At 70.3% G+C, this 20,663-nt stretch carries 14 protein-coding genes and 3 pseudogenes; 8 read left to right on the forward strand and 9 right to left on the reverse strand.

What is annotated here, in order from left to right; all coding sequences use genetic code 11:
- The 7 genes and pseudogenes from M2283_RS52230 to M2283_RS48665 form a co-directional block, all read left to right on the forward strand.
- A pseudogene (locus tag M2283_RS52230) lies at positions 1 to 177 on the forward strand (transposase); the annotation flags it as partial.
- Between the two features lie 99 nt (positions 178 to 276).
- Positions 277 to 741: an NUDIX domain-containing protein gene (locus M2283_RS52235; protein ID WP_432423250.1), complete on the forward strand. Its 465-nt coding sequence runs from the start codon at positions 277 to 279 to the stop codon at positions 739 to 741.
- 85 nt (positions 742 to 826) lie between these two features.
- Positions 827 to 1,072: a hypothetical protein gene (locus M2283_RS48645; protein ID WP_280883057.1), complete on the forward strand. Its 246-nt coding sequence runs from the start codon at positions 827 to 829 to the stop codon at positions 1,070 to 1,072.
- Between the two features lie 71 nt (positions 1,073 to 1,143).
- Positions 1,144 to 1,398, forward strand: a pseudogene (locus M2283_RS48650) (diaminopimelate epimerase); the annotation flags it as partial.
- Positions 1,399 to 1,543: 145 nt separating this feature from the next.
- Positions 1,544 to 1,750 carry a hypothetical protein gene (locus M2283_RS48655; protein WP_280883104.1) on the forward strand — a complete coding sequence of 69 codons (207 nt, stop codon included), beginning with the start codon at positions 1,544 to 1,546 and terminating at the stop codon, positions 1,748 to 1,750.
- Between the two features lie 241 nt (positions 1,751 to 1,991).
- Positions 1,992 to 3,047 (forward strand): substrate-binding domain-containing protein, encoded by a 1,056-nt coding sequence (locus M2283_RS48660; protein WP_280883058.1) that lies wholly within the window; start codon positions 1,992 to 1,994, stop codon positions 3,045 to 3,047.
- Entirely contained in the window at positions 3,044 to 4,069 is a 1,026-nt protein-coding gene (locus tag M2283_RS48665; protein WP_280883059.1) for a LacI family DNA-binding transcriptional regulator, read from the forward strand. Before M2283_RS48660 ends, M2283_RS48665 begins: the two co-directional genes overlap by 4 nt.
- A gap of 33 nt (positions 4,070 to 4,102) precedes the next feature.
- Here M2283_RS48665 and M2283_RS48670 read toward each other — a convergent pair whose 3' ends face one another.
- The 9 genes and pseudogenes from M2283_RS48670 to M2283_RS48710 all read right to left on the reverse strand — a co-directional run bounded on the left by M2283_RS48670 (position 4,103) and on the right by M2283_RS48710 (position 17,448).
- Positions 4,103 to 5,635, reverse strand: a complete 1,533-nt coding sequence (locus M2283_RS48670; protein ID WP_280883060.1) for an alpha-N-arabinofuranosidase — start codon at positions 5,633 to 5,635, stop codon at positions 4,103 to 4,105.
- A gap of 120 nt (positions 5,636 to 5,755) precedes the next feature.
- Positions 5,756 to 7,513, reverse strand: a complete 1,758-nt coding sequence (locus M2283_RS48675; protein ID WP_280883061.1) for a cellulase family glycosylhydrolase — start codon at positions 7,511 to 7,513, stop codon at positions 5,756 to 5,758.
- Between the two features lie 46 nt (positions 7,514 to 7,559).
- Complete coding sequence (locus M2283_RS48680) at positions 7,560 to 9,617, reverse strand: alpha-galactosidase (protein ID WP_280883101.1); 2,058 nt, start codon at positions 9,615 to 9,617, stop codon at positions 7,560 to 7,562.
- 47 nt (positions 9,618 to 9,664) lie between these two features.
- Entirely contained in the window at positions 9,665 to 10,669 is a 1,005-nt protein-coding gene (locus M2283_RS48685; RefSeq protein WP_280883062.1) for an acetylxylan esterase, read from the reverse strand.
- A 56-nt stretch (positions 10,670 to 10,725) separates the two neighbouring features.
- The gene (locus M2283_RS48690) at positions 10,726 to 12,711 is read right to left on the reverse strand and encodes a beta-galactosidase (RefSeq protein WP_280883063.1); all 1,986 of its coding nucleotides are present in this window, start codon (positions 12,709 to 12,711) and stop codon (positions 10,726 to 10,728) included.
- Positions 12,708 to 13,751 (reverse strand): annotated as a pseudogene (locus M2283_RS48695) (LacI family DNA-binding transcriptional regulator). The gene M2283_RS48690 and the pseudogene M2283_RS48695 overlap by 4 nt, the downstream one beginning before the upstream one ends.
- A gap of 5 nt (positions 13,752 to 13,756) precedes the next feature.
- Positions 13,757 to 14,713 carry a carbohydrate ABC transporter permease gene (locus M2283_RS48700; RefSeq protein ID WP_280883064.1) on the reverse strand — a complete coding sequence of 319 codons (957 nt, stop codon included), beginning with the start codon at positions 14,711 to 14,713 and terminating at the stop codon, positions 13,757 to 13,759.
- Positions 14,710 to 15,726, reverse strand: coding sequence for an ABC transporter permease (locus tag M2283_RS48705; RefSeq protein ID WP_280883066.1), 1,017 nt, complete (start codon positions 15,724 to 15,726; stop codon positions 14,710 to 14,712). Before M2283_RS48705 ends, M2283_RS48700 begins: the two co-directional genes overlap by 4 nt.
- Before the next feature lie 36 nt (positions 15,727 to 15,762).
- Entirely contained in the window at positions 15,763 to 17,448 is a 1,686-nt protein-coding gene (locus M2283_RS48710) for an ABC transporter substrate-binding protein (protein WP_280883067.1), read from the reverse strand.
- Between the two features lie 324 nt (positions 17,449 to 17,772).
- On the opposite strand from M2283_RS48710, the gene M2283_RS48715 reads away from it, so the two are divergent.
- Positions 17,773 to 20,622, forward strand: a complete 2,850-nt coding sequence (locus M2283_RS48715; protein ID WP_280883069.1) for a glycoside hydrolase family 3 protein — start codon at positions 17,773 to 17,775, stop codon at positions 20,620 to 20,622.
- Positions 20,623 to 20,663: the final 41 nt, after the last annotated feature.

Consider the following 20,663-nt stretch of genomic DNA (forward strand, 5'->3'; position numbering starts at 1 on the left):
GCCGGCGACGGCGGCGAAGGCGCGAAACACTGGCTGCGCGTGCTGTCGGAGCTGAAGAATCGGGGCGTCGAGGACATCCTCATGCTGGTCTGCGACGGGTTGAAGGGGCTGCCCGACGCGGTCGGCGAGGTCTGGCCGCGAACTGTGGTGCAAACGGCTCATGCGGATCTACGCCGAGCGCAACGACCTGGAAGTGCCGTGAGCGTGCGCGCGGACCGGATCATCCGGGAACTGTCCGGCTACGTCCACGAGCACCCCGGCGAGAAGATGGCGCTGATGCCCGTGTACGACGCCGTCCGGGACCATGCGCAGCGCGGTGCTTGCACCCATGACCAGCGCTGTCCGGTCATCGTGGCGGGAGCGGTCGTCGTGGACGAGCACCACCGCGTCTTGTGCCTCCGTCACGCCGGGACATTCAGCCTGGCCGAAACGGAGTTGGAGCACCAGGACGACTCGCTCAGCGACGCGGCCCTACGCCTCCTGGCCGAGGAGATCGGTGTCCGCGACGTATGGACGGAGCCCGGGAGCGAGGGCCCGTTCCTCGTCGACGTGACCCGGCCCGGATGCCACCTGCACGGCCCCCGGCTCCGCATCGGATTCCGCTACCTCTTCCGGGCCCACTCCGGAGCCGTCCTCCCCACCATGATCGAAACGGGCGCGGCGGCCTGGCTGCCGTTCACAGACATCGGCATACGCCCGGTCCGCGAGCGCCTGTACGGCCTCATGGCCGGTGTCCTGTGAGCCCCCGGAACCAGCAGATCGTCTACATCGCGAGCACCGTGACCCTCGGAGGAGCAATCCTCCTCGGCATCTTCGGGAAGGGCTGATGTACGAGCGCAAAACCCAAGCCCCGCCCCGGAAGCCCGCCGTACCGGGCGGCACGATCGCCGCCCACAGGCCACCACACGACGTCCGAATCGGCGACTTCGTCCATCTCGACGGCGCGTACCACCAGATCCAGGACATGCGGTCCGCCGGAGACACCTCGCGCCGCGTGCTGCTCTTCGCCGAGCACAGCCCCCTGACCATGACAGAGGCGATGACCATCCACCGCCCCGTCGGCACCTGCTAGGCCACCTCGTTCGGGGCCTGCGCCACATCCGTCACCAGCACGTGAGGAGCTTCGCCATGCGTTTCCACAAGATGCATGGGGCCGGGAACGACTTCGTCCTGCTCTGCGACCCCAAGACGCCCGACACGAAGGACTGGGCGAAAGTGGCCGAGCGCCTCTGCGCCGGGCGGACCGGCGTCGGCGCCGACGGCCTGGTCATCAGCCGCCTGGTCGCCGGCCGCCCCACCATCCTCGAAGTCGACTGCTTCAACGCGGACGGCTCTCTCGCCACCATGTGCGGCAACGCCCTGCGCTGCGCGGCCTGGGTGGCGCATCGTGACCACGGAGTCCAGGAGATGCGCCTGCGGATGGCAGGCGTGATGCACGAGGCAGTCGTCCGCGACGACTCCGTGTGGGTCACCGCCGAGATCGGCGCCATCGACCTGCGACGCGTGCACACCGTGATCAACGGCCTACAACGGCCAGGGCATCATGAGCGTCTCCGTCGACGGCGGCGCGGCCACCTCCGTGGACCTGTACCGCAGCTCCAGCCAGGGGGTGAACGCACCGGTGTTCACCGCCGACGGACTCGACCCGACCGCGGCCCACATCCTCAAGGTCACCGTCACCGTCAGCGTCACCAAGAACCCGTCATCACAGGGCAATTGGGCCTCGCTGGTCGACGCGATCATCGCCTAGCAGCCGAGCAGGAACACCCGCGCGCCGGGCCCGGTCCACGGGGCCGGCGCGCGGGTGTGCGCAGCAGGAGGGCGCGCCGGCCCTCGAAGCCTGCCGAAAGGTCCCGCCCAGGCGAACCAATCCCTGCCCGGTGCCGTGAAGTGCCACAATGGCCCCGGCAGGCAGGCAGGCCGCTCCTCGGCCGGGCCTGTCCGGCAAGGGCGGCGGTCGTGGACGCACCGGCGTGAACCAGGAGGCGAATGTGACCGACAAAGGCGAGGGCGAGAACCTGGCCGCTCCGGGCGACACCCTGCGCTCCATCACGATCGCCTGCATGACCGATCCCGCCGACCTCCCGGCTCCGACCCCTGCCCCGCAGCCGCCGACGCCGTCGGACGACCACCATGCCCTGCCGGAGCGCACCCGCGCCTGCGTGGAGGAACTGCTGCGGCACCACGGCGCCGACCGGCCGGGTGACAACAGCGAGCTCGTCGAGCTAGTTTTCCACGAGCTGACGAACATGTGGAGCGAGGAGATCCTGCAGGGTATCGAAGCCGTCGCGCGGGAGCAGCGGGTCGGGCTCGTGGTGAGCGGATTCGCGGCCCGTTCCGGTGAGCTGCTGCCCCTGCGTGCCGGAGCCCCCTGCCTGTCGGTGCAGCCGCTCCTGGCCTCGGCGCTCGAGCGGCTGACGGCGCGGGGCATCCCCTTCGTCGTCTACGACCCGAGCACCGATCTGTCGCAGGGCACACCCTATGTGGGCGCCACGAACTTCCGCGGCGGCCAGGCGGCGACGCGGCACCTGCTGGGGCTCGGACACCGCCGCATCGCCATGATCAATGGCCCTGACCACCCCTACTGCGTGGCCCGGCAGGCCGGCCACCTCGCCGCGCTGGCCGAGGCCGGCCTGTTCCCGGAGCCCGGGCGGACGCCCTGGACGCCCATCACCTTCGAGGACGGCCATGCGACCGCACGGCAGCTGCTCTCGCTTCCCGACCCGCCGACCGCGGTCTTCGCCGCTTCCGACATGCAGGCGCTCGGCGTCTACCAGGCCGCCAGGGAGCTGGGGCTGTCCATTCCCGGCGATCTGAGCGTCGTAGGCTTTGACGATCTGCCGGTCGCGGCACTGCTCGATCCTCCGCTGACCACGGTGCACCAGCCGCTGCGGGAGATGGCAGCCGCCGCCGCCGGCCTGGCGCTCGCGCTGGGCCGGGGCGGGGAACTGCCCCAGACCGGGGTGGAGATCGCAACCGCACTGGTGGTCCGCCAGAGCACCGCGACTCCGCGGCAGCACGGCGGCACGACGAACGGGACGGCATGAAGGCGACGGACGACCGGGCGGAAGCGGGCGCGGAGCCGGGTGCCGTCACGATCGCGTACATCGCGGAATCGGCGGGCGTCTCCATTCCGACCGTGTCCAAGGTGCTCAACCGGCGCCGCGGCGTCTCGGACCAGACCCGCGCGCGCGTCGAGGAACTCATCACCCTCCACGGCTACCGCAAGCCGGTCGGCAACCGCAGCAACGTCGTGGAGCTGGTCTTCCGTGAGCTCGACAGCCTGTGGGCGGTTGAGGTCATCCGCGGGGTTGAGCGGGCAGCGCGCAAGCACCGGGCCGTGGTGATGGTCTCCGAGGCCCGCAGTGACGGCCCACCGGGGCGCTCGATCGAGGAGACAGCCGGCCGCAGGCCGAAATGCGTCCTGGCGGTGAACCAGCTCTCGCCGGAGGAACGCGAGCAGCTGACCGCGGCGGGCATTCCCTTCGTCATCATCGATCCGCTCGACGACCTCCCCGACGAGGTGCCGTTCGTGGGTTCCACCGGCTTCCGCGGCGGGCAGGCCGCGATGCGGCACCTGCTGGACCTGGGGCACCGCCGCATCGCCATGATCAGCGGCACCGGCCAGCCCGTCATCGTGCCCCGGCAGTCGGGCTTCCTCGCGGCGCTCGCCCAGGACGGACTGGCACACGATCCCGAGCTTCTGGCCGTTTCCCCCTTCACCCGCGAGGGCGGCCGGGCCGCCGCGCTCGAGCTGCTCGCCCTCCCCGAGCGGCCCACCGCCTTCGTCACCGTCTCCGACCCGCAGGCGCTCGGCGTCTACCAGGCCGCCGGAGAACTCGGGCTGTCCGTCCCCCGCGACCTGAGCGTGGTCGGCTTCGACGACCTGCCGATCGCCTCATGGGCCGAGCCGCCGCTGACCACCGTGCACCAGCCCCTCAACGAGATGGCAGCCGCCGCGACCGAACTGGCGCTCGCCCTCGGCCGTCGCGAGGAGGTCCAGCAGGGCGGCACCGAGATCGCCACGACCCTTACCGTCCGCGGCAGCACGGCCCGGCCGAAGCGCTGAGCATGTCGTATTGCGCAGACGCCGCGGCAGGCCTCAGCGCAGGTGGGCCACGGGTGCCTGGACGGTGAGGAACGAGTGCGGGGGAATCGTCAGCACCATCCCCTGGCCGGTTGACTTCAGCGCGTCGAACGGGCGCGGGGCCACCGCCTCGGGCGTCTCGGCGGTGTTGTGGACCTGGAGCCGGTCCGCGGTCAGCAGGCGGCCGGTCGGCTCGCCGACGGAGCCGCCGCGCAGGTCGAGTGTCACCTCGGCGGGCTCCTCGGCGTCCAGGTTGGTCAGTGAGATCAGCACCGTGCCGTCCTTGATGCTGGCGGAGGCGGAGAGCGTGTCGAGTTCGCTGTCCCCCACCCGGCGCCTGGCGTCCTGGGCATGCAGGTGCACGGCGAGCGAGGTGGCGTCCTGATGGCCCTTGTTCATTTCGAAGACGTGGTACGTCGGGGTCAGGACCAGCGCGTCGCCGTCGGTGAGCAGCATGGCCTGGAGGACGTTGACGGTCTGGGCGATGTTGGCCATGTACAGGCGTGCCGCGTGCCGGTGGAAGATGTCGAAGTGGGTGCTGGCCACGAGCGCGTCGCGCAGGGCGTTCTGCTGGAACAGGAAGCCCGGGTTGGTGCCGGGCTCCGTGTCCCACCAGGTGCCCCACTCGTCCAGGACCAGCCCGACCCTGCGGCCCGGGTCATAGCAGTCCATGACCGTGGAATGGCCGGTGAGGATACGGTCGATCCGCTTGGCCTCCAGCATCGTCCGGTAGTAGTCCTCCGTGTCGAAGACGGTGGCGCTTCCCTTCGCGTCCCACGGGCCGCACACCGTGTACTGGTGAACGGACAGGCCCTGGAAGAAGTTGCGGGGCGTGGCCTCGCAGCCGAAGCAGCCGATCTGCTGCATCAGCGTCTCGGTCCACTTGTAGTCGTCGCCGTTCGCGCCGGAGGCGATGCGGTACAGCGTGTTGCCGCTGTGGTCACGGCAGTACGTGGCGTACTGCCGGGCCAGATCGGCGGAATACTCCGCGCGCATGTTGCCGCCGCAGCCCCAGGTCTCGTTGCCGATACCCCAGAACTTCACCCGCCACGGCTCCTCCTGGCCGTTGGCCTTGCGCAGCCGCACCATCGGGCTGTCGCCGTCACGGGTCAGGTACTCCACCCAATCGCTCATCTCCTGCACCGTGCCGGAGCCGACGTTGCCGCTGATGTACGGCTCCGCACCGAGCAGCTCGCACAGGGCCATGAACTCGTGGGTGCCGAAGTGGTTGTTCTCCTCCACGTTGCCCCAGTGGGTGTTGACCATGCGGGGGCGCTGGTCCCGGGGGCCGATGCCGTCCTTCCAGTGGTACTCGTCGGCGAAACAGCCACCGGGCCAGCGCAGGTTCGGGATGTTCAGCGCGCGCAGAGCCCGTACGACATCCAGGCGGATACCCCCCTCGTTGGGTATCGGCGAGTCCTCCCCGACCCAGAAGCCGCCGTAGATGCAGCGGCCGAGGTGTTCGGCGAAGTGGCCGTAGAGGTGGCGGCTGATCGTCGGGCCCTCGATGTCGAGGTTGATGACAGCGGTGGCGGTGGCAGTGGGCACGGGGTGGCTCCAGGGCGTGGGATTGGTATCGATAAAAGGGGCGGCCACGAGGGGTCCTCGGGGCCTGGGAAACCCCGGCCGTCGGAGGTCTCCGACGGCCGGGGCGTGGTTGACGGATGATCAGCCGACGGTGCCGGTCACCGTGCTGCCGTTCTTGGTGACCTTGTAGGTGGCGGTCTGGCCGCTGTAGAAGTGGAAGACCAGCGTGGCCGTGTCGCCGTCACGCAGCGAGGCGAGGAACAGGGGGGTCAGCACGATCGTGCTGTTGGGGTAGTCGGGCGAGAACGTCTCGTTGAACGTCTGGTACGGGGTCCAGTCGAGCGGGCCGGCGTTGGTGCCGTCGGCGTAGGTGGCGTGCATGGTCGCCAGGTTGTTGCCCCGGTACTCGGTGGGGATGGTCAGGCCGTCGGTGGTGCCGGTGGCCGCCGCCACCGTCGGGTTGTCGTTGGTGACGATGTCGATGTTCCACGGCACCCCGGTGGAGAACCGGGCCTGGACCGTGGCGTCGGTGCCGTAGGCGCGGTCGCCGACCAGGCGGGTCAGCGCACTGGCGGTGAAGGTCAGCGTGGTTCCGGAGACGGTGTAGTCCCGCCCCGGGAGCAGCCTGGTGCTGCCCTGCCACACGCCCAGGAAGTGGGTGCCGTTGAGGTTCAGGGTGAGCGACTCGGCAGTGATCGGGGCGGACTTGGAGACGAAGACCTTGTCGAAGGAGGCCGTGCCCGAGCGGGTGGTCCAGCTCGACTTGATCATCGCGAAGATGTCCGGGTCACGCCACTGGAGCGTTGCACGGTTCAGGTAGTTGAAGGCGTCCCACAGGGCGGTGGTGACGCCGTACTTGCGCGCCGCGTATCCCAGCTGCTCGTAGTACTTCAGCTGCTCGCCCCGCTCGACTGATTCGGGGTGGAAGTAGTTGGGGCTGGTCAACAGGCCGTACTCACCGAGGTAGACCGGGATGCCCTTGGCGACGAAGGTGTCGTGCATATCGGCGAAGGAGTCGTCCAGGTACTTCTGGGCGATGTCGCCGTACAGGGTGCCGCCGGCGAGGTTCGCGCTGAACGGGTAGTAGCTGTAGAAGTGCACGGTCGCCACCAGCTGGCTGTCGTGCAGGGAGTTGATGGTGGTGGACAGGTCGTCCAGGAGGGGCTGGGCGCCATCGCCGCCCAGGGTGGGCAGGACGAGCATCCTGGTCGCGTTCTCCCCGCCCGAGGCGCGGACCACGGTGTGGAAGGAGACGTTCAGCTCATTCAGGTACGCGGTCTTCTGCGCGTCCGTGACGTCGTTGAACCGCGGTTCGTTGACGCTCTCGAAGAGCAGGGTGCGCGGCTCGGACTTGAAGGCCTCGGAGATCTGCGACCAGGTGGAGTCGAAGCGGGCCATGACGTTGTCATGGTCCTTGGTTATGTTCGAGACCCATTCTATCGAGTCGTGGTGGATGTTGAGCACGACGTACAGGCCGTCGGCCTGTGCCCAGTCCACGATCTGCTTGACCCGGGCCACGAAGGTGGCGTCGATGGTGTACGGCGCGGTGGCGGACTGGTGGTTGCTCCAGGTCACCGGGATGCGGACACTGCGGAAGCCCGCCGCGGCGATGGTGTCGAAGGTCGCCTTGGTGGTCAGGGGGTTGCCCCAGGCGGTTTCGCTGGGGGCGTCCAGGGAGTTGCCCAGGTTCCAGCTGGGCTGCATCTGGGCCACGGCGTCGATGGCCTTGGCCGGGACGTGGACGACCGGGTGCAGCGCCGTGCCGTGGACGTCGGCGGCACCGAACGCGGCGGTGCCGGACAGGCTCAGCATGACGGCCAGGGCCGTCAGCAGGGCAGCCAGGCGCCCGAGGCCGCGGCCTCGGGCGCGCCGGTGCGCGAGTGGCTGGATGTCGCTCATGCCATGTGCCTTTCTCGAGATGAGTGGATCTCTGGCGAAGTGCTGGTCAGGAAGTCTGTGTGGGGCGGGCCGGCTGCCGGAGTCGCAACAGCACGGCGGACGGTGCCGCCGGCAGGGTCACGGTGAGCTCGGCCGCATCCGGATCCCAGGCGCAGTGCGGTCGCCCGCTGCTGGGGTAGAGCAGGTCGGTGCTGACATCGGCTCCCCGCAGCGGGGGCAGCCGCAGGACTGCGGTGTCGTCCGCTCCGGGGCGGCGCCAGACCGTGAGGTAGGTGGTGGCCGGGGCGTGCAGGGCCAGGGCGATCCATGGGTCCTCCCAGGCCGGCAGGCCGAGCGGCCAGGCGGGGACGGCCTGCGGCAGGTCGGCGCGGATGGACTTGTACACCGCCACCCCCTCATGGACCAGCGCTCGTTCCCCGGCCCCGAGCTCGGTGATCTTCCCCGAGAGGTGGATACGGCCCAGGAGGGCGTTGGCCATGGTGAAGGCAACCTCGTCGGGGGAGTGCTTGGCCTGCGGGTAGGCCCAGACCGCACCCTGTTCGGGGGTGACGGCGGTGGGCGCGGAGGCGGCGATCGGCGCATAGAGCAGCAGGTCCTCCTGGTCGCTGGTGGAGTGGAGCTGCAGCCGCGAGAGCATGGCGTGGTCGGCGCGCATGCCGCCCGAGGCGCAGTTCTCGATCACCAGGTCCGGGTAGCGGTCCAGGACGCCGTCCAGCCAGTCGAGCAGGGCCCGGTTGTGGCCCAGCAGCCCGTCGGCCGGGGCCTCCCCGGGGTGGCTGCTGGTGCCGGGGCCGAAGTCGGTGTTGTGGTCGAGCTTGAGGTAGCCGACGCCCCACTCGCCGACCAGGCGGTCCACGACCTGGTCGAGGTGGGCCCGGGCGGCGGGATGGCGCAGGTCGAGGTGGTACCGGCTGCTGCCCTCCTCCACACGCTTCCCGTCGCGGCAGAAGAACGCCTCCTCCGGCAGGGACTTGGCGACCGGGCTGGACACGCCGACCCCCTCCGGTTCCAGCCAGATGCCGGGCACCATCCCCCGTTCCCGGATGCGGTCCAGGACCTCGTGGATCCCGCGCGGCCCGGGGAAGCGGGTGGCGGCTGGTTCCCAGGTGCCGACGGAGCTCCACCAGTGGCCGTTGTCGTCGTCGTACCAGCCGGCGTCGATGACGAAGTACTCCGACCCCGCCTCGGCCGCAGCATCGACCAGCGGCAGCAGCTTGGCCGTGGTGGGGTCGCCCATCAGGCAGTTCATGTAGTCGTTGAAGACCACCGGCAGGTGGAGGTGGTCCCGGTGCGGGCGGCGGGTGATCCGGCGGTATCGGGTGAGCACGGCGAATGCCTCGTCGGGGCCGCCGTCCGCAGCGAGAGCGAGCGCCACCGGCACCGTGCGGAACTCGGCCCCCGGCTCCAGCAGGTGCCGCCAGCCGTGATTGGCGTCGGTGGGACCGAACAGCGCCACGTAGGCCGTCTCATCGCGGACGCCGCACTCCCAGCGCCAGCCTCCGCCGTTGTGCTCGATCTGCCACAGCCAGGTGCGACCCGAGTGACGGTCGGTCAGGCCGCCCATGGGGAGGAACCGGCTGCTGGACCGGACGCCCTTGCCGGTCATGACCCGGCCGTTGAGGGCGGGCGAGGACTCCCGCAGCGGCTCCTGCTTCCAGCGGAGCTCGGTGAACCACTCGTTCTCCGCCCACATCAGGTCGGCGGAGTCCAGGCCCGCCGGTCCGTCCTGGGTGAGGCAGCCGGTCACCAGCGAGCTGACCGACTCCAGTTGCAGCACATCCGGCCCTTCGTTGCGCAGGACCACCTCGCTGCGCAGCACCGGCAGGCCCTCCGGGGAGCGGAAGCGCACCTCGGCGGTGAGCCCGGTGCCGGGGTCGTGGAGTTCGACGCTCAGCGTGTGCCAGTCGCCGTCACGGCCCGCGCGGTGGGAGCGGTGCCGCAGCCGCGAGGCGAGGTTGGTGTCGATGAGGTGCCGGCCCTGGCCCCCCACCGTCACCTCGACCAGCGGCAGCGGTGCGCCGGGGCGCCTCGCGCCGTCCGCCTCCCCGGGTGTCCCGAGGTGGACGAGTCGGGCGGCGCCGTCCTCGTCCAGGGCGATCTCCATGGCCAGGGCCGGGTGGCCCCAGCGGATCGTCTGCGCTGTGCCGTGCGTCACTGGCGTACGTCCTTTCGGGTGGTGCCGGGCGCCAGGCCGCGCTCGCGCAGCCAGGCCAGTTGGATCCCGGGGGTGGAGCCGTAGCCGCCGCCGTGGTCGGCGAACGGCCAGACGGTGATGGTGCGGTCCACGCCTGCGTAGTGGTTGAAGGCGGCGTAGACGGTGGACGGCGGGCAGATGGGGTCCATCAGGCCGACGCTGAACAGCGCGGGGGCGGTGGCCCGCTGGGCGAAATGCACGCCGTCGAAGTAGTCGAGGGTGGCAAAGGTCGGCTGCACCTTGTGCCGGCTGTGCCAGCGCAGGTACTTGACGAGCTCCTGGTAGGGCCCCTCGAAGGCGATCCGGGCGCCCTGGCGGAAGTGGCACAGGAAGGGCACGTCAGGGAGTACAGCAGCGATGTGATCAGTCATCAGGCCGGCCACGGCGAGGGAGAGTCCGCCGCCCTGGCTGCCGCCGGCCACGATGATCCGGCCGCCGTCGATCCCGGGAAGCTCGGCGACCGCGTCCACCGCGCGCACGCAGTCGGTCATCAGCCGCCGGTAGTAGTAGTTCTCGGGCGAGTCGATGCCCTTGGTCATGAAGCCCTCGGACCACTGGGTGCCGTCGCCCATCCCCCGGTCCGGGGTGTCGTGGCCCTGACCTCGGGTGTCGACGACCAGCTGGGCGTACCCGGCAGCCGACCAGAACAGGTGCTCGGTGGGCAGTCCGCGGCCGCCGCTGTAGCCCTGGTAGGTGACGACCACGGGCAGCGGGCCCTCTACCCCGCGCGGGCCTAGCAGCCAGGCGGCGACCGGCTCGCCGTTCCAGCCGGGGAAGTGCACGTCGTCGACCTCGACGGTGCGCAGTCCGTACTGCTCGGTGACCCGCTCGGTCTTCACCGCGCCGCCCTGGGCGCGGGCCTCGGCGAGGGTGCGCTGCCAGAAGGCGTCGAAGTCGTCGGGGGCGGGCGACTTCGGACGGTAGCCGACCAGGTCTTCGGGGCCGAGGTCAGTCAGGGGCATGTCGTGTTCCTCACGCGTCCTGGATCGGGGGGTGGGCCGGTGTGAGTCGTTGCGCATCACGGCAGCCGGAGCACGGCAACGCCGCCCGGAGGCAGCGTCACGCCGCCGTCCGCTGACTGACGACCTGTCAAGACCTCCCAGCCGACGACCGGGACGTGCCAGGGCTCGCGGCCGTGGTTGAGCAGGAAGAGCCAGGAGCGGCCGTCGTCGGCGCTGCGGCGGACCGCCTCGACGCCGGGCGGCAGGCCGGGCAGGAAGGGTCGGACCTCGGCTTCGGACAGCAGGCGGCTCACCAGTGCGGAGTATCCGGCGTCGTCCAGTCTGGTCGAGAGGTACCAACCGGCGCCCTCGCCGTAGGCGGCGCGGGTCAGTGCGGGGCGTCCGTCGGCGTAGGCGGCGACGGTGTCCGCGCCCTCGGTGCGGAGGTACTCGCTCCAGGCGCCTGCCGCCATGCCGTCGGACAGGCTCAGCACGGCCCCCGCCGCCAGCGGGCGGTGCTCCTCGACCCGGATGCCCAGCGCCTCACGCAGCGGCTCGGCCGGGTAACCGCCGGTCCTGGCCCGGTAGTTCTCGTCGACGACGCCGCTGAAGTACTGCACCAGCAGGGTGCCGCCCTGCTCGACGTAGCCGCGCAGGTTCTCGGCCGCGGCGTCGGAGAGCAGGTGCAGCGCCGGCGCCAGGACCAGCCGGTACGCCGCCAGCTCGGCCTCTGGGTGGGCGAAGTCGGCGGTGATGCCGGCGTCCCACAGGGCGCGGTGGGCGCGGCGCAGGGTGCCGGGGTAGTCCAGGTCCTTCGACGGCAGCCCCTGGCTCTCGAGTCCCCACCAGGAGTCGGTGTCGTGCAGCACGGCGGCCTCGGCGACGACCTTGGAGCCGGCCAGCTCGGCCAGTCGCGCGACCACCTCCCCGGTTTCGCAGACCTCGCGGAAGATCCGCGAGTCCGCCCCGGCGTGCGGGACCATCGCCGAGTGCCAGATCTCGGCCCCCGAGCTGGACTGGCGCCACTGGAAGAACAGCGCGCCGTCAGCGCCGTGGGCCAGGTGCTGCACCGAGTGCCGCAGGATCTCGCCCGGCTCCTTGGGCAGGGTGGCGTTCTCCCCATACACCGTGGAGGTGCCCTGCTCCATCAGCAGCCAGGGCTTTCCGCCGCCGAAGGAACGCGCCCGGTCGCCGCCGAAGGCGGTGTCGGCGGCGGCGTCCACGCCCGGCGCGATCGGGTAGTGGTCGATGCTTACGAAGTCCAGCTCACGGCCGAAGGCCCACAGGTCCAGGTTCTGGTAGCCGGGCAGCATCAGATTGGTGGTGACCGGCAGTTCACTGTGGACGCGAATGGCATCGCGCTGCTCGCGGTAGGCGGCGAGGGCCTCGTCGGACCAGTAGCGCCGGAAGTCGAGGACCTGGGCCGGGTTGTGGTGCCACTGGGTGGCCCGGGGCGGCAGGATCTCCTCCCAGCTGCCGTAGCGCTGGCTCCAGAAGGCGGTCCCCCAGGCCGCGTTGACGGTATCCAGGCTGCCGTGTCGCTCGCGGAGCCAGCGCCGGAAGCCGGCGGCGGCGTGGTCGCAGTAGCAGACCGCGGCGTACTCGTTGTGGACGTGCCATAGGGCGAGCGCCGGGTGCTCGCCGTAGCGGGCGGCCAGGGCGGCAGCGATCCCGCGCGCGGCCCGCCGGTAGGCGGGAGCGGCCAGGCAGTAGGTGTCCCGGCTGCCGTGGACGAGCCCGGCTCCCTCGGCGGTGACCGGCATCGCATCCGGGTGCGCCAGGGTGAACCAGGGCGGCGGGGAGGCGGTGGGGGTGGCCAGGTCCACGGCGACGCCGTAGCTGTGCAGCCGGTCGAGCTGCTGGTCCAGCCAGGCGAACTCGTACCGGCCCTCCTCGGGTTCCAGCAGCGCCCAGGAGAAGACGCCGAGGGTGGCGAGGTTGACCCGCGCCCGGCTCATCAGGGCGTCGTCCTCCTTCCAGGTCTCCTGGTCCCACTGCTCCGGGTTGTAGTCGCCGCCGAAGGCGAGGCCGCCCAGCCGGGCGGTGAGTCTGCTGGTGCTCACTTCACACTCTTTCGGGTAGGGGCGAGGCCAGCCGCGGGATACGTGCGCGGCGCCGGACCGGTGCTCTCACGGCGCGTCAGGACCGGCGCGAGCAGGGTGACCTCCTCCGTGGGCCGCCCGGCCAGCCGGTCGGCGATCGGTTCCACGGCGAGTTCGCCGAGCTCCCCGGCCGGACCGGTGACCGCGGTGAGCACTGCTCGGCCAGGGGCTCCGGGCATAGCGCCACCACGGAGACGTCCTCGGGGACGACCCGCCCGGAGGCCCGCAGCAGTGACAGCAGCGGCTGGATCGCGCCCTCGTTCTGGACGACGAATCCGGTGGTGTCGGGACGGTCGGCCAGGATCCGGCTGACCACCCCGGCCACAGATTCGAAGGTGCCCTCGCAGGGACGGTGCAGCACCCGCAGGCCGAGCCGGTCCGCCGCCGCCTGGAAGCCGCCCAGTGTCCGTTCCGCACAGCCGGAGTGGCGCTGGTGGACCGCCGGCGCGTAGCCGATGAAGGCGACGTCCCGATGCCCCAGCTCGGCCAGGTGCTCGACGCAGAGCGCACCCGCGTACGCGAAGTCGTAGTCCGCGCAGGCGAGTCCGCTGGGGTCGCCGGGCAGCCCGATCAGGGCCGCCGGCGCCCCGGTCTCGCGCAGGACGTCGATGCAGGGGTCGTCGAGCTGAACGTCCATCAGGATCACTCCGTCGGCCAGCCCGCTGCCAGCCACCCTGCGCACCCCCGCCGAGCCCTCGTCACTGGTCAGCAGCAGGACGTCGTAGCCGAAGCCTCGTGCCGCCGTGGTGACCGCGATGGCGATCTCCATCATCACCGGGACGTAGATGTCCGTGCGCAGTGGCACCACCAGCGCGAGGATGTGCGATCGTCTTCCGGCCAGCGCCCTGGCCCCGGCGTTGGGGTGGTAGCCGAAGCCGGGCGATCGTCGCCTCCACTCTGGTCCTCGTCGGTGCGGAGATCGCCCGCTTGCCACTGAGGACGTAGCTCACGGTGCTCGGGGAGACGCCTGCCGCCTCGGCCACTTGGGCCAGTGTCACCATGCCGGTCAACCCTTGATCGCGCCGGTGAGCATGCCGGTCTTGAAGTGCTTCTGCATGAAGGGGTAGACCATCAGGATCGGCACCAGGGTCAGCACCACCACCGCCATCTGCAGGGAGAGCGGCGCGGTCTGGGTGTGCAGGGAGCCGAAGCCGCCGTTGGTGGCGCCCGGCATGGTCATCCCATTGCTGACGTACTGGAGCAGCACGTACTGCAGTGGCCACTTGGTGCTGTCGGTCGGCATGTAGAGCATCACGTTGAAGAAGGAGTTCCAGTAGCCCACCGCGTAGAAGAGCGCCACCACCGCGGTGACCGCGCGGGAGGTCGGCAGCACGATCGACCACAGGATGCGCCACTCGGTGCAGCCGTCCATGCGGGCGGCGTCGATGAGGTCGGAGGCGGTCCCGGAATAGAAGGAGCGCAGCACCAGGATGTTGAAGACGGAGACCGAACTGGGCAGGATAAGCGCCCAGTACTGTCCGTAGCCGCCGAGGGCGGTGACGACCAGGTAGGTGGGGATGAGGCCGCCGCCGACGAACATGGTGATGACAAGCACCAGCAGGATGGCGCGGTGACCGAAGGAACGGGAGCGGGACAGCCCGTAGGCGCACAGCACCGAGACCACCATGGAGAGCAGGGTGCCGACGACGGTGATGCCCAGGCTGACCAGGACGGCCCGGGTGACCGGCCCATCGACGAGCATCTGGTGGTAGGCGGCCACCGTCAGCCCGTCGGGCCAGATGACCAGGCCGCCGGCCCGGTTGATGGCACCGGGGGTGGAGAAGCTGGTGACCACGACGATCCACAGCGGCACCAGGACCGCTGCGAGCACCAGCAGCAGCACGCCGCCCTTGAGGCCCTGCCCGACGGCCGTGGGCGGTTCCTCCCACACCGGGCGGTTGGGGTGCCGGTCAGGACGGAGAGTCAGAGCCGGGGTCGGGGTGTCACTGAGTGTCTGGCTCATTTGCGGTACAACCCGTCCTCACCGAAGGCGTGTGCGAGCCTGTTGGCTCCCCAGATCAGCAGCAGCGAGATCACGCTCTTGAACAGTCCGGCCGCCGCGCCGTAGCTGTAGTTGTTGGTGGCGATGCCGTAGTAGAAGGAGAAGGTGTCCAGGACGTCGGCGGTGTCGTGACCGACGGCGTTGCGCTGGATCAGGAACTGCTCGAAGCCGACGCTGAGCGCGTTGCCGAGCCGCAGGACCAGCATCAGCACGATGACGCCGCGCATGCCGGGCAGGGTGATGTGCCACATCCGCCGCCACCGGCCCGCGCCGTCCACCGCGGCGGCCTCGTAGAGGTTCTGGTCCACCGCGGCGAGCGCGGCGAGGAAGACGATGATCCCCCAGCCCGCTTCCTTCCACACCGCCTGGCCGGAGATCAGCAGCGCGAAGGTGTGCGGGTTGGTCATGATGTCCCAGCTGCCCAGATTGTGCTGGGCGAGCAGGTGGTTGAGCACGCCGGCCCCGCCGAGCATCTGCTGGAAGACGGTGATGGCCAGCACCCAGGAGAAGAAGTGCGGCAGGTAGACCACGGACTGGATGAAGTTGCGGATCCGGGGGCTCATCACCGAGTTGAGCATCAGTGCGAGGGCGACCGGAACCGGGAAGAAGAGGACCAGCTGGACGAAGCTCAGCCACACGGTGTTGCGCAGCGCCTCCCAGAACACCGGGTCGTTGAACAGCTGCTGGAACTGGTCGAGACCGGCCCAGTCGCTGTGCATCACCCCGACCAGCGGGTCGTAGTACTCGAAGGCGGTGATCAGGCCGAACAGCGGCGCGTAGTTGAAGACCAGCAGCAGCGCCACGACCGGGAGGGTCATGATGATCAGTGACTTGTCCCGGCGCAGCCGGATCCGCCAGGTCATCCTGGTCCCCGGGAGGCTCGTGTCCGCCCGGCCGCTTCGCGCGCCGGCCGCTCGCTCGGCTCTGCGCCTCCCCTGGGTCTTCTTGGGTTTGATGGTAGATGTCACGGTCACGGTTCCTCCTTGCGTGGCGCCGCCTGCTGGTGCGGACTACTGACCCGTGCCGAGCTTGTCGAGGATCTCGGTCTGGTACCACGCCTTGAGCCGGTCGCCGCCGCTGCTCTTCCAACTGGCCAGTACTGCCTGGTAGTCGGAGACCTTCTTCAGGCCGTGGGTGACGTCCTTGATGGTGTCCTGGACGGACTGGGCGTTGGCGATGGTGCTGAAGCGCGCCGGCAGGGTGATGTTCATGCCGTAGAAGACCGGCTTGTAGGCGTGCTTGCTCGCAGCAGTGCACCAGGCGAGGGAGTCGCGGGTGACCTGTTCGGCGCCCGGATTGAACACCACCGAGGGACCCGCGCCCAGGAACGGGAAGGTCTTCGGCAGAGCGGTCTTCTTGCCCTCGGCGGTGTACGTGGGCAGACCGTTCTGCAGGGTGTAGTGGACGCCCTCGACGCCGTAGTTGGCCATCGTGTACTCGGCCGAGCCGAAGGGGGCGGACAGGTAGTCGGCGACCGCGAGCAGTTCCTGGATCTGGTCACCGGAGAGCTTGGCGTTGAAGTAGCTCAGCATGCTGGTGGAGGCCCCGAGGAAGATCTGCGGGTCGGACTTGCCGTCGGCCGCGATGATGTTGAAGGCGCCCCGGCGGTAGTTCTTGTTCGCGGCGGTTCCGGACTGGTAGTCACTGAGGCTCCAGTCCCCGGTGCCGCCACCCTGGATCAGGGCCTTGCCCGCGTAGAAGCGGGTGCTGGCGTTGTTGGTGTTGCCGGCCAGCGCGTCAGGGTGCACGTATCCCGCCTTGGCCAGCCGGTAGTGCCAGTCGAGGGCCTCCAGCATTTCGGGCATCTCGTAGAAGTGGACCAGCTTGCCGTCCACCACCTTGTATTTGTCCGGGAGCCCCCATGCCTGGTACAGGGAGGTCCAGACCTCGCCGAACGCCCAGACTCCGCCCTTGGCGTCGGTCAGCTCCTTGCCCAGGTTCATGTAGTCCTCGGCGGACTTGACCTGGTCGGCGGTGATCCCCTTGGCCTCCAGGATGTCCCGGCGGTAGAACACCGATCCGGACAGCGGCATCCCGCTGGCGAAGGTGGGAATGCCGTAGATCTTGTCCTCCCAGGCGCTGACCTGCCAGGCGAGGGTCGGGATCGCCGCCAGGTTGGGGTACTTCTTGATCTTCTCCCCGGACAGGTAGGGCGTGAGGTCCGCCAGCTGGGTCCCGACCAGCTCACCCATGTTGAAGGTGTTGTTCCACCAGCTGGGCAGGTTGATCCAGTCCGGCAGCTTCTTCGCCGCGGTCATCGTCGGGATGATGGTCGCGTAGTCGTTGCCGTTCGCCGGCTTCATGGTGAGGTTGATGCCCAGCGCCTTGTTCATGGCCTGGTAGAACGAGTTGCCCGCCGGCGGGAGGGCGTCCCACATGGGGGTCACCGCGGTGTAGCTGCCGCCCTTGCCCGGTATGCCGGAGACAGTGGCGACCGGGTGGGCCGGGTAGGTCAGGTAGCCCGGGTCGGTGAAGGAACCTGCGGCCCCGGTCACCGTGGGGATGTCCGGCTTGACCGCCGTGCTCGCCACGTAGGCGGGAATCACCGCGGCCAGACCGGTCTTGCTGTTGGCGCCGCCCTTGCTGCTGGAGGACTTGCCCCCGCCGCAGGCGGAGAGCACCGGGGACAGGGCGGCTGCTCCCGCCACAGCGACCGCGCCGTTCACGAAAGTTCTACGACTCATGGCGATGCTCATGCTGGGCTGCCCTTCGAGGGTGAGGTGGGGAGTCGAGCGTTGTGCAGATGCGCTGTAGTGCAGCCGGACCCTTGGAGAACTGACGGCCGATCCGCCGGAAGCCTTCGAAGCGCTTCAAAGTTGCCGAGATGTTAAGCGCCATTTTCCCCGGAGGGCAAGGCATGCGCAGAGAAACGACAACTTAACGTTGCCGGTAAATATCAACGAAACTTTCTCTTGACGCTGTTGTGATCACCTGTCAGCGTCGAAGGGCTTCACCACCGGCAAGGTCGCGCGACCGCGCCTGTCGGCCCGACTGCCCCGTTCAGCGAGGGATCCTCACCTGTGAGCACTGCCGCCGTGTCCGCCACGCCCCATTTCCGCGAGCCCGGGCTGCCTCTGGCCCAGCGCGTCGACGAGCTGCTCTCCCAGCTCACGGACGAGGAGCGGATCGCCATGCTGCACCAGTACTCCCCGGCGATCCCCCGGCTGGGAGTCGGCGAGTTCCGCACCGGCACCGAGACCCTGCACGGCGTCGCCCGGCTGGGCGAGGCCACCACCTTCCCGCAGGCCGTGGGCCTGGGCGCGAGCTGGGACGAGAGCCTGGTCCGCGAGGTCGCCGAGGCGGTCTCGGTCGAACAGCGCGCCTTCCACCACCACCGCCCGCCGGCCGTCGGCACCGGCCGCACCAGCCTCCAGGGCTGGGCGCCGGTGGTGAACCTGCTGCGCGACCCGCGCTGGGGACGCAACGAGGAGGGCTACTCCGAGGACCCCACGCACTCCGCCCGGCTCGGCGACGCCTTCTGCCGGGGCATGTCCGGCGACGACCCGGAGCATCTGCGCACCGCCCCCGTGCTCAAGCACTTCCTCGGCTACAACAACGAGGACGGCCGCTGCACCACCTCCTCCGGGCTGCGCCCCCGGGTGCTGCACGAGTACGACCTGGCCGCCTTCAGGCTCGCCATCGCCACCGGCGCCGCCACCGGCGTCATGGCCGCGTACAACCTCGTCAACGGCCGTCCCTGCCACGTCAGTCCGCTGATCGAGCAGCAGCTGCGGCGCTGGGCCGAACCCACCGGGCACGAGCTGTTCGTGGTCAGCGACGCCGAGGCCCCGTCCAACCTGGTCGACCCCGAGCACTACTACGAGGACCACGCGGAGTCGCACGCTGCCGCCCTCAGGGCCGGCATCGACTCCTTCACCGACCACGGAGAGGACTCCTCCGTCACCGTGGGCCGCATCACCAAAGCCCTCGAACGCGGCCTGCTCACCATGGACGACGTGAACCTGGCCGTGCGCCGCCAGCTGGCGATCCGCTTCCGCCTGGGCGAATTCGACCCCGAGCACGACCCGTACGCCGGCATCGGCTGGGAGGTCGTCAACTCCCCCGCCCACCAGGAGCTCGCTCTGCGCGCGGCCACCGAATCCGTGGTGCTGCTGAAGAACGAGGGGCTGCTCCCACTGCCCGCCGACCGCCGGGTCGCCGTCGTCGGCCCACTGGCCTGCACCCTGTTCGAGGACTGGTACAGCGGCAGCCACCCCTACCGGATCACCGTCGCCGACGGCCTCGGCGTCCAGGGCGTGGAGGGCGTGGACCGGATCGTGCTGCGCACCGCGGACGGCCGGGCGCTGACCGCCGCAGGCCCCGACGGACTGCTGACCGTAGCGGAAGCCCAGGACAGCGACCCGTCCGCACAGTTCGACCTCTTCGACTGGGATCTCGGGGTGCTCACCCTGCGCTCGGCCGCCACCGGCCGCTACGCCTCCCTGCGCGACGCCGACCGCCGGGTAGCCGCCGACCGGGACCAGCCCGGCGAGTGGGACGTCCACGAGACCTTCCGGCTCGAACCCGACGGCGACGGGGGCGAGTTGCTGCGGAGCGTCCTCACCGGCCGGTACGCGCAGGTCCACGCCGCCACCGGCGCCGTCACCATGTCCGGAGAGTCGCCGACGGTGGCGGCAGGCCTCACCCGCACCGTCGTCCGTGACGGCGTCGCCGAGGCCGTCGCCGCCGCAGCCGCGGCGGACACCGCGGTCGTCGTCCTGGGCAACGACCCGCACATCAACGGCCGGGAGACCCAGGACCGGGCCGGACTGAACCTCCCGCCGAACCAGGACCGCCTGCTGCGCGCGGTCCTCGCCGCCCAGCCGGACACCGTCCTGGTCGTCATGTCCAGCTACCCCTACGCGCTGGACTGGGCAGCCGGGCACGTCCCTGCCATCCTGTGGACCTCGCACGCCGGCCAGGAGACCGGCCGCGCCCTCGCCCGCGTGCTGCGCGGGGATGCCGACGCGTCAGGCCGCCTCCCGCAGACCTGGTACCAGGGCGAGGACGAACTGCCCGAGCGCCTCGACTACGACATCATCAAGGCCGGCTGGACCTACCAGTACCACCGCACCCCCGCCCTCTACCCCTTCGGCCACGGGCTCTCCTACGCCGACTTCAGCTACTCCCGACTCGCCCTCGACGCCGACCGCCTGCCCCAGGACGGAACGGTCACGGCCCGGGTCTCCCTGGGCAACCGGGGCGAGCGGGCCGGAATGGAGACCGTCCAGCTCTACGTCCGCGCGCTGGACGCACGCTACGAGGCGCCACTGCTGCGCCTCGCCGACTTCCGCAAGGTCCGGCTGGCGGCCGGCGAGTGGACGGAGCTGGAGTTTCGGCTGCCCGTCGAGCAGGCACTGGCCCACTGGGACGTCGCCACCGGCGCCTTCACGGTGGACCCCGGCCGCTACGAACTGCTCGTCGCCCGCAGCGCCGCCGACCCCGTGCTCACCGCCCGGTTCACCGTGGACGGACCTGCTCCCGCTCCCCGCCGGGCCGGCGGCCGGCCACTGCGTGCCGTGGACTTCGACGACTACCGCGACGCCGTCATCGTCGACGCCGGCCGCACCGACGGGGACGCGGTGACGCCTGCCGCGAACCAGGCCGCGCAGCTGGTCTTCCGCAATGTGGACCTCACCGGCGCGGCCACGCTGACCGCCGAGGTCTCCCGCACCGCGCCCGGCCCGGCCGGCCTGGACGTCTACGCGGACGGACTGCTGCTCGCTGCACTGCCGGTGGACTCGACCGGCGACCGGCACACCTGGACCACCGTCAGCGCCGCCCTGAGCCACCAGCACGGCACGCTCAGCGAACTGACGGTCGTACTCACCGGTGAACAGCGTCTCGCCGCGCTGACGTTCGCGCCCTGAACGGCGCCCACCCACCCGCCCACCCACCACGCCGCCAAGGA

This window comes from Streptomyces pseudovenezuelae, assembly GCF_029892565.1.
Taxonomy (GTDB): Bacteria; Actinomycetota; Actinomycetes; order Streptomycetales; family Streptomycetaceae; genus Streptomyces; species Streptomyces pseudovenezuelae_A.

Excerpts from the sequence above, each read along its gene's own strand:
- M2283_RS52235 (WP_432423250.1), top strand. The coding sequence starts at position 277 with ATGCCCGTGTACGACGCCGTCCGGGACCATGCGCAGCGCGGTGCTTGC.
- M2283_RS48645 (WP_280883057.1), top strand. The coding sequence starts at position 827 with ATGTACGAGCGCAAAACCCAAGCCCCGCCCCGGAAGCCCGCCGTACCG.
- M2283_RS48655 (WP_280883104.1), top strand. The coding sequence starts at position 1,544 with ATGAGCGTCTCCGTCGACGGCGGCGCGGCCACCTCCGTGGACCTGTAC.
- M2283_RS48665 (WP_280883059.1), top strand. The coding sequence starts at position 3,044 with ATGAAGGCGACGGACGACCGGGCGGAAGCGGGCGCGGAGCCGGGTGCC.
- M2283_RS48675 (WP_280883061.1), bottom strand. The coding sequence starts at position 7,513 with ATGAGCGACATCCAGCCACTCGCGCACCGGCGCGCCCGAGGCCGCGGC.
- M2283_RS48680 (WP_280883101.1), bottom strand. The coding sequence starts at position 9,617 with ATGGAGATCGCCCTGGACGAGGACGGCGCCGCCCGACTCGTCCACCTC.
- M2283_RS48685 (WP_280883062.1), bottom strand. The coding sequence starts at position 10,669 with ATGCCCCTGACTGACCTCGGCCCCGAAGACCTGGTCGGCTACCGTCCG.
- M2283_RS48700 (WP_280883064.1), bottom strand. The coding sequence starts at position 14,713 with ATGAGCCAGACACTCAGTGACACCCCGACCCCGGCTCTGACTCTCCGT.
- M2283_RS48710 (WP_280883067.1), bottom strand. The coding sequence starts at position 17,448 with ATGAGCATCGCCATGAGTCGTAGAACTTTCGTGAACGGCGCGGTCGCT.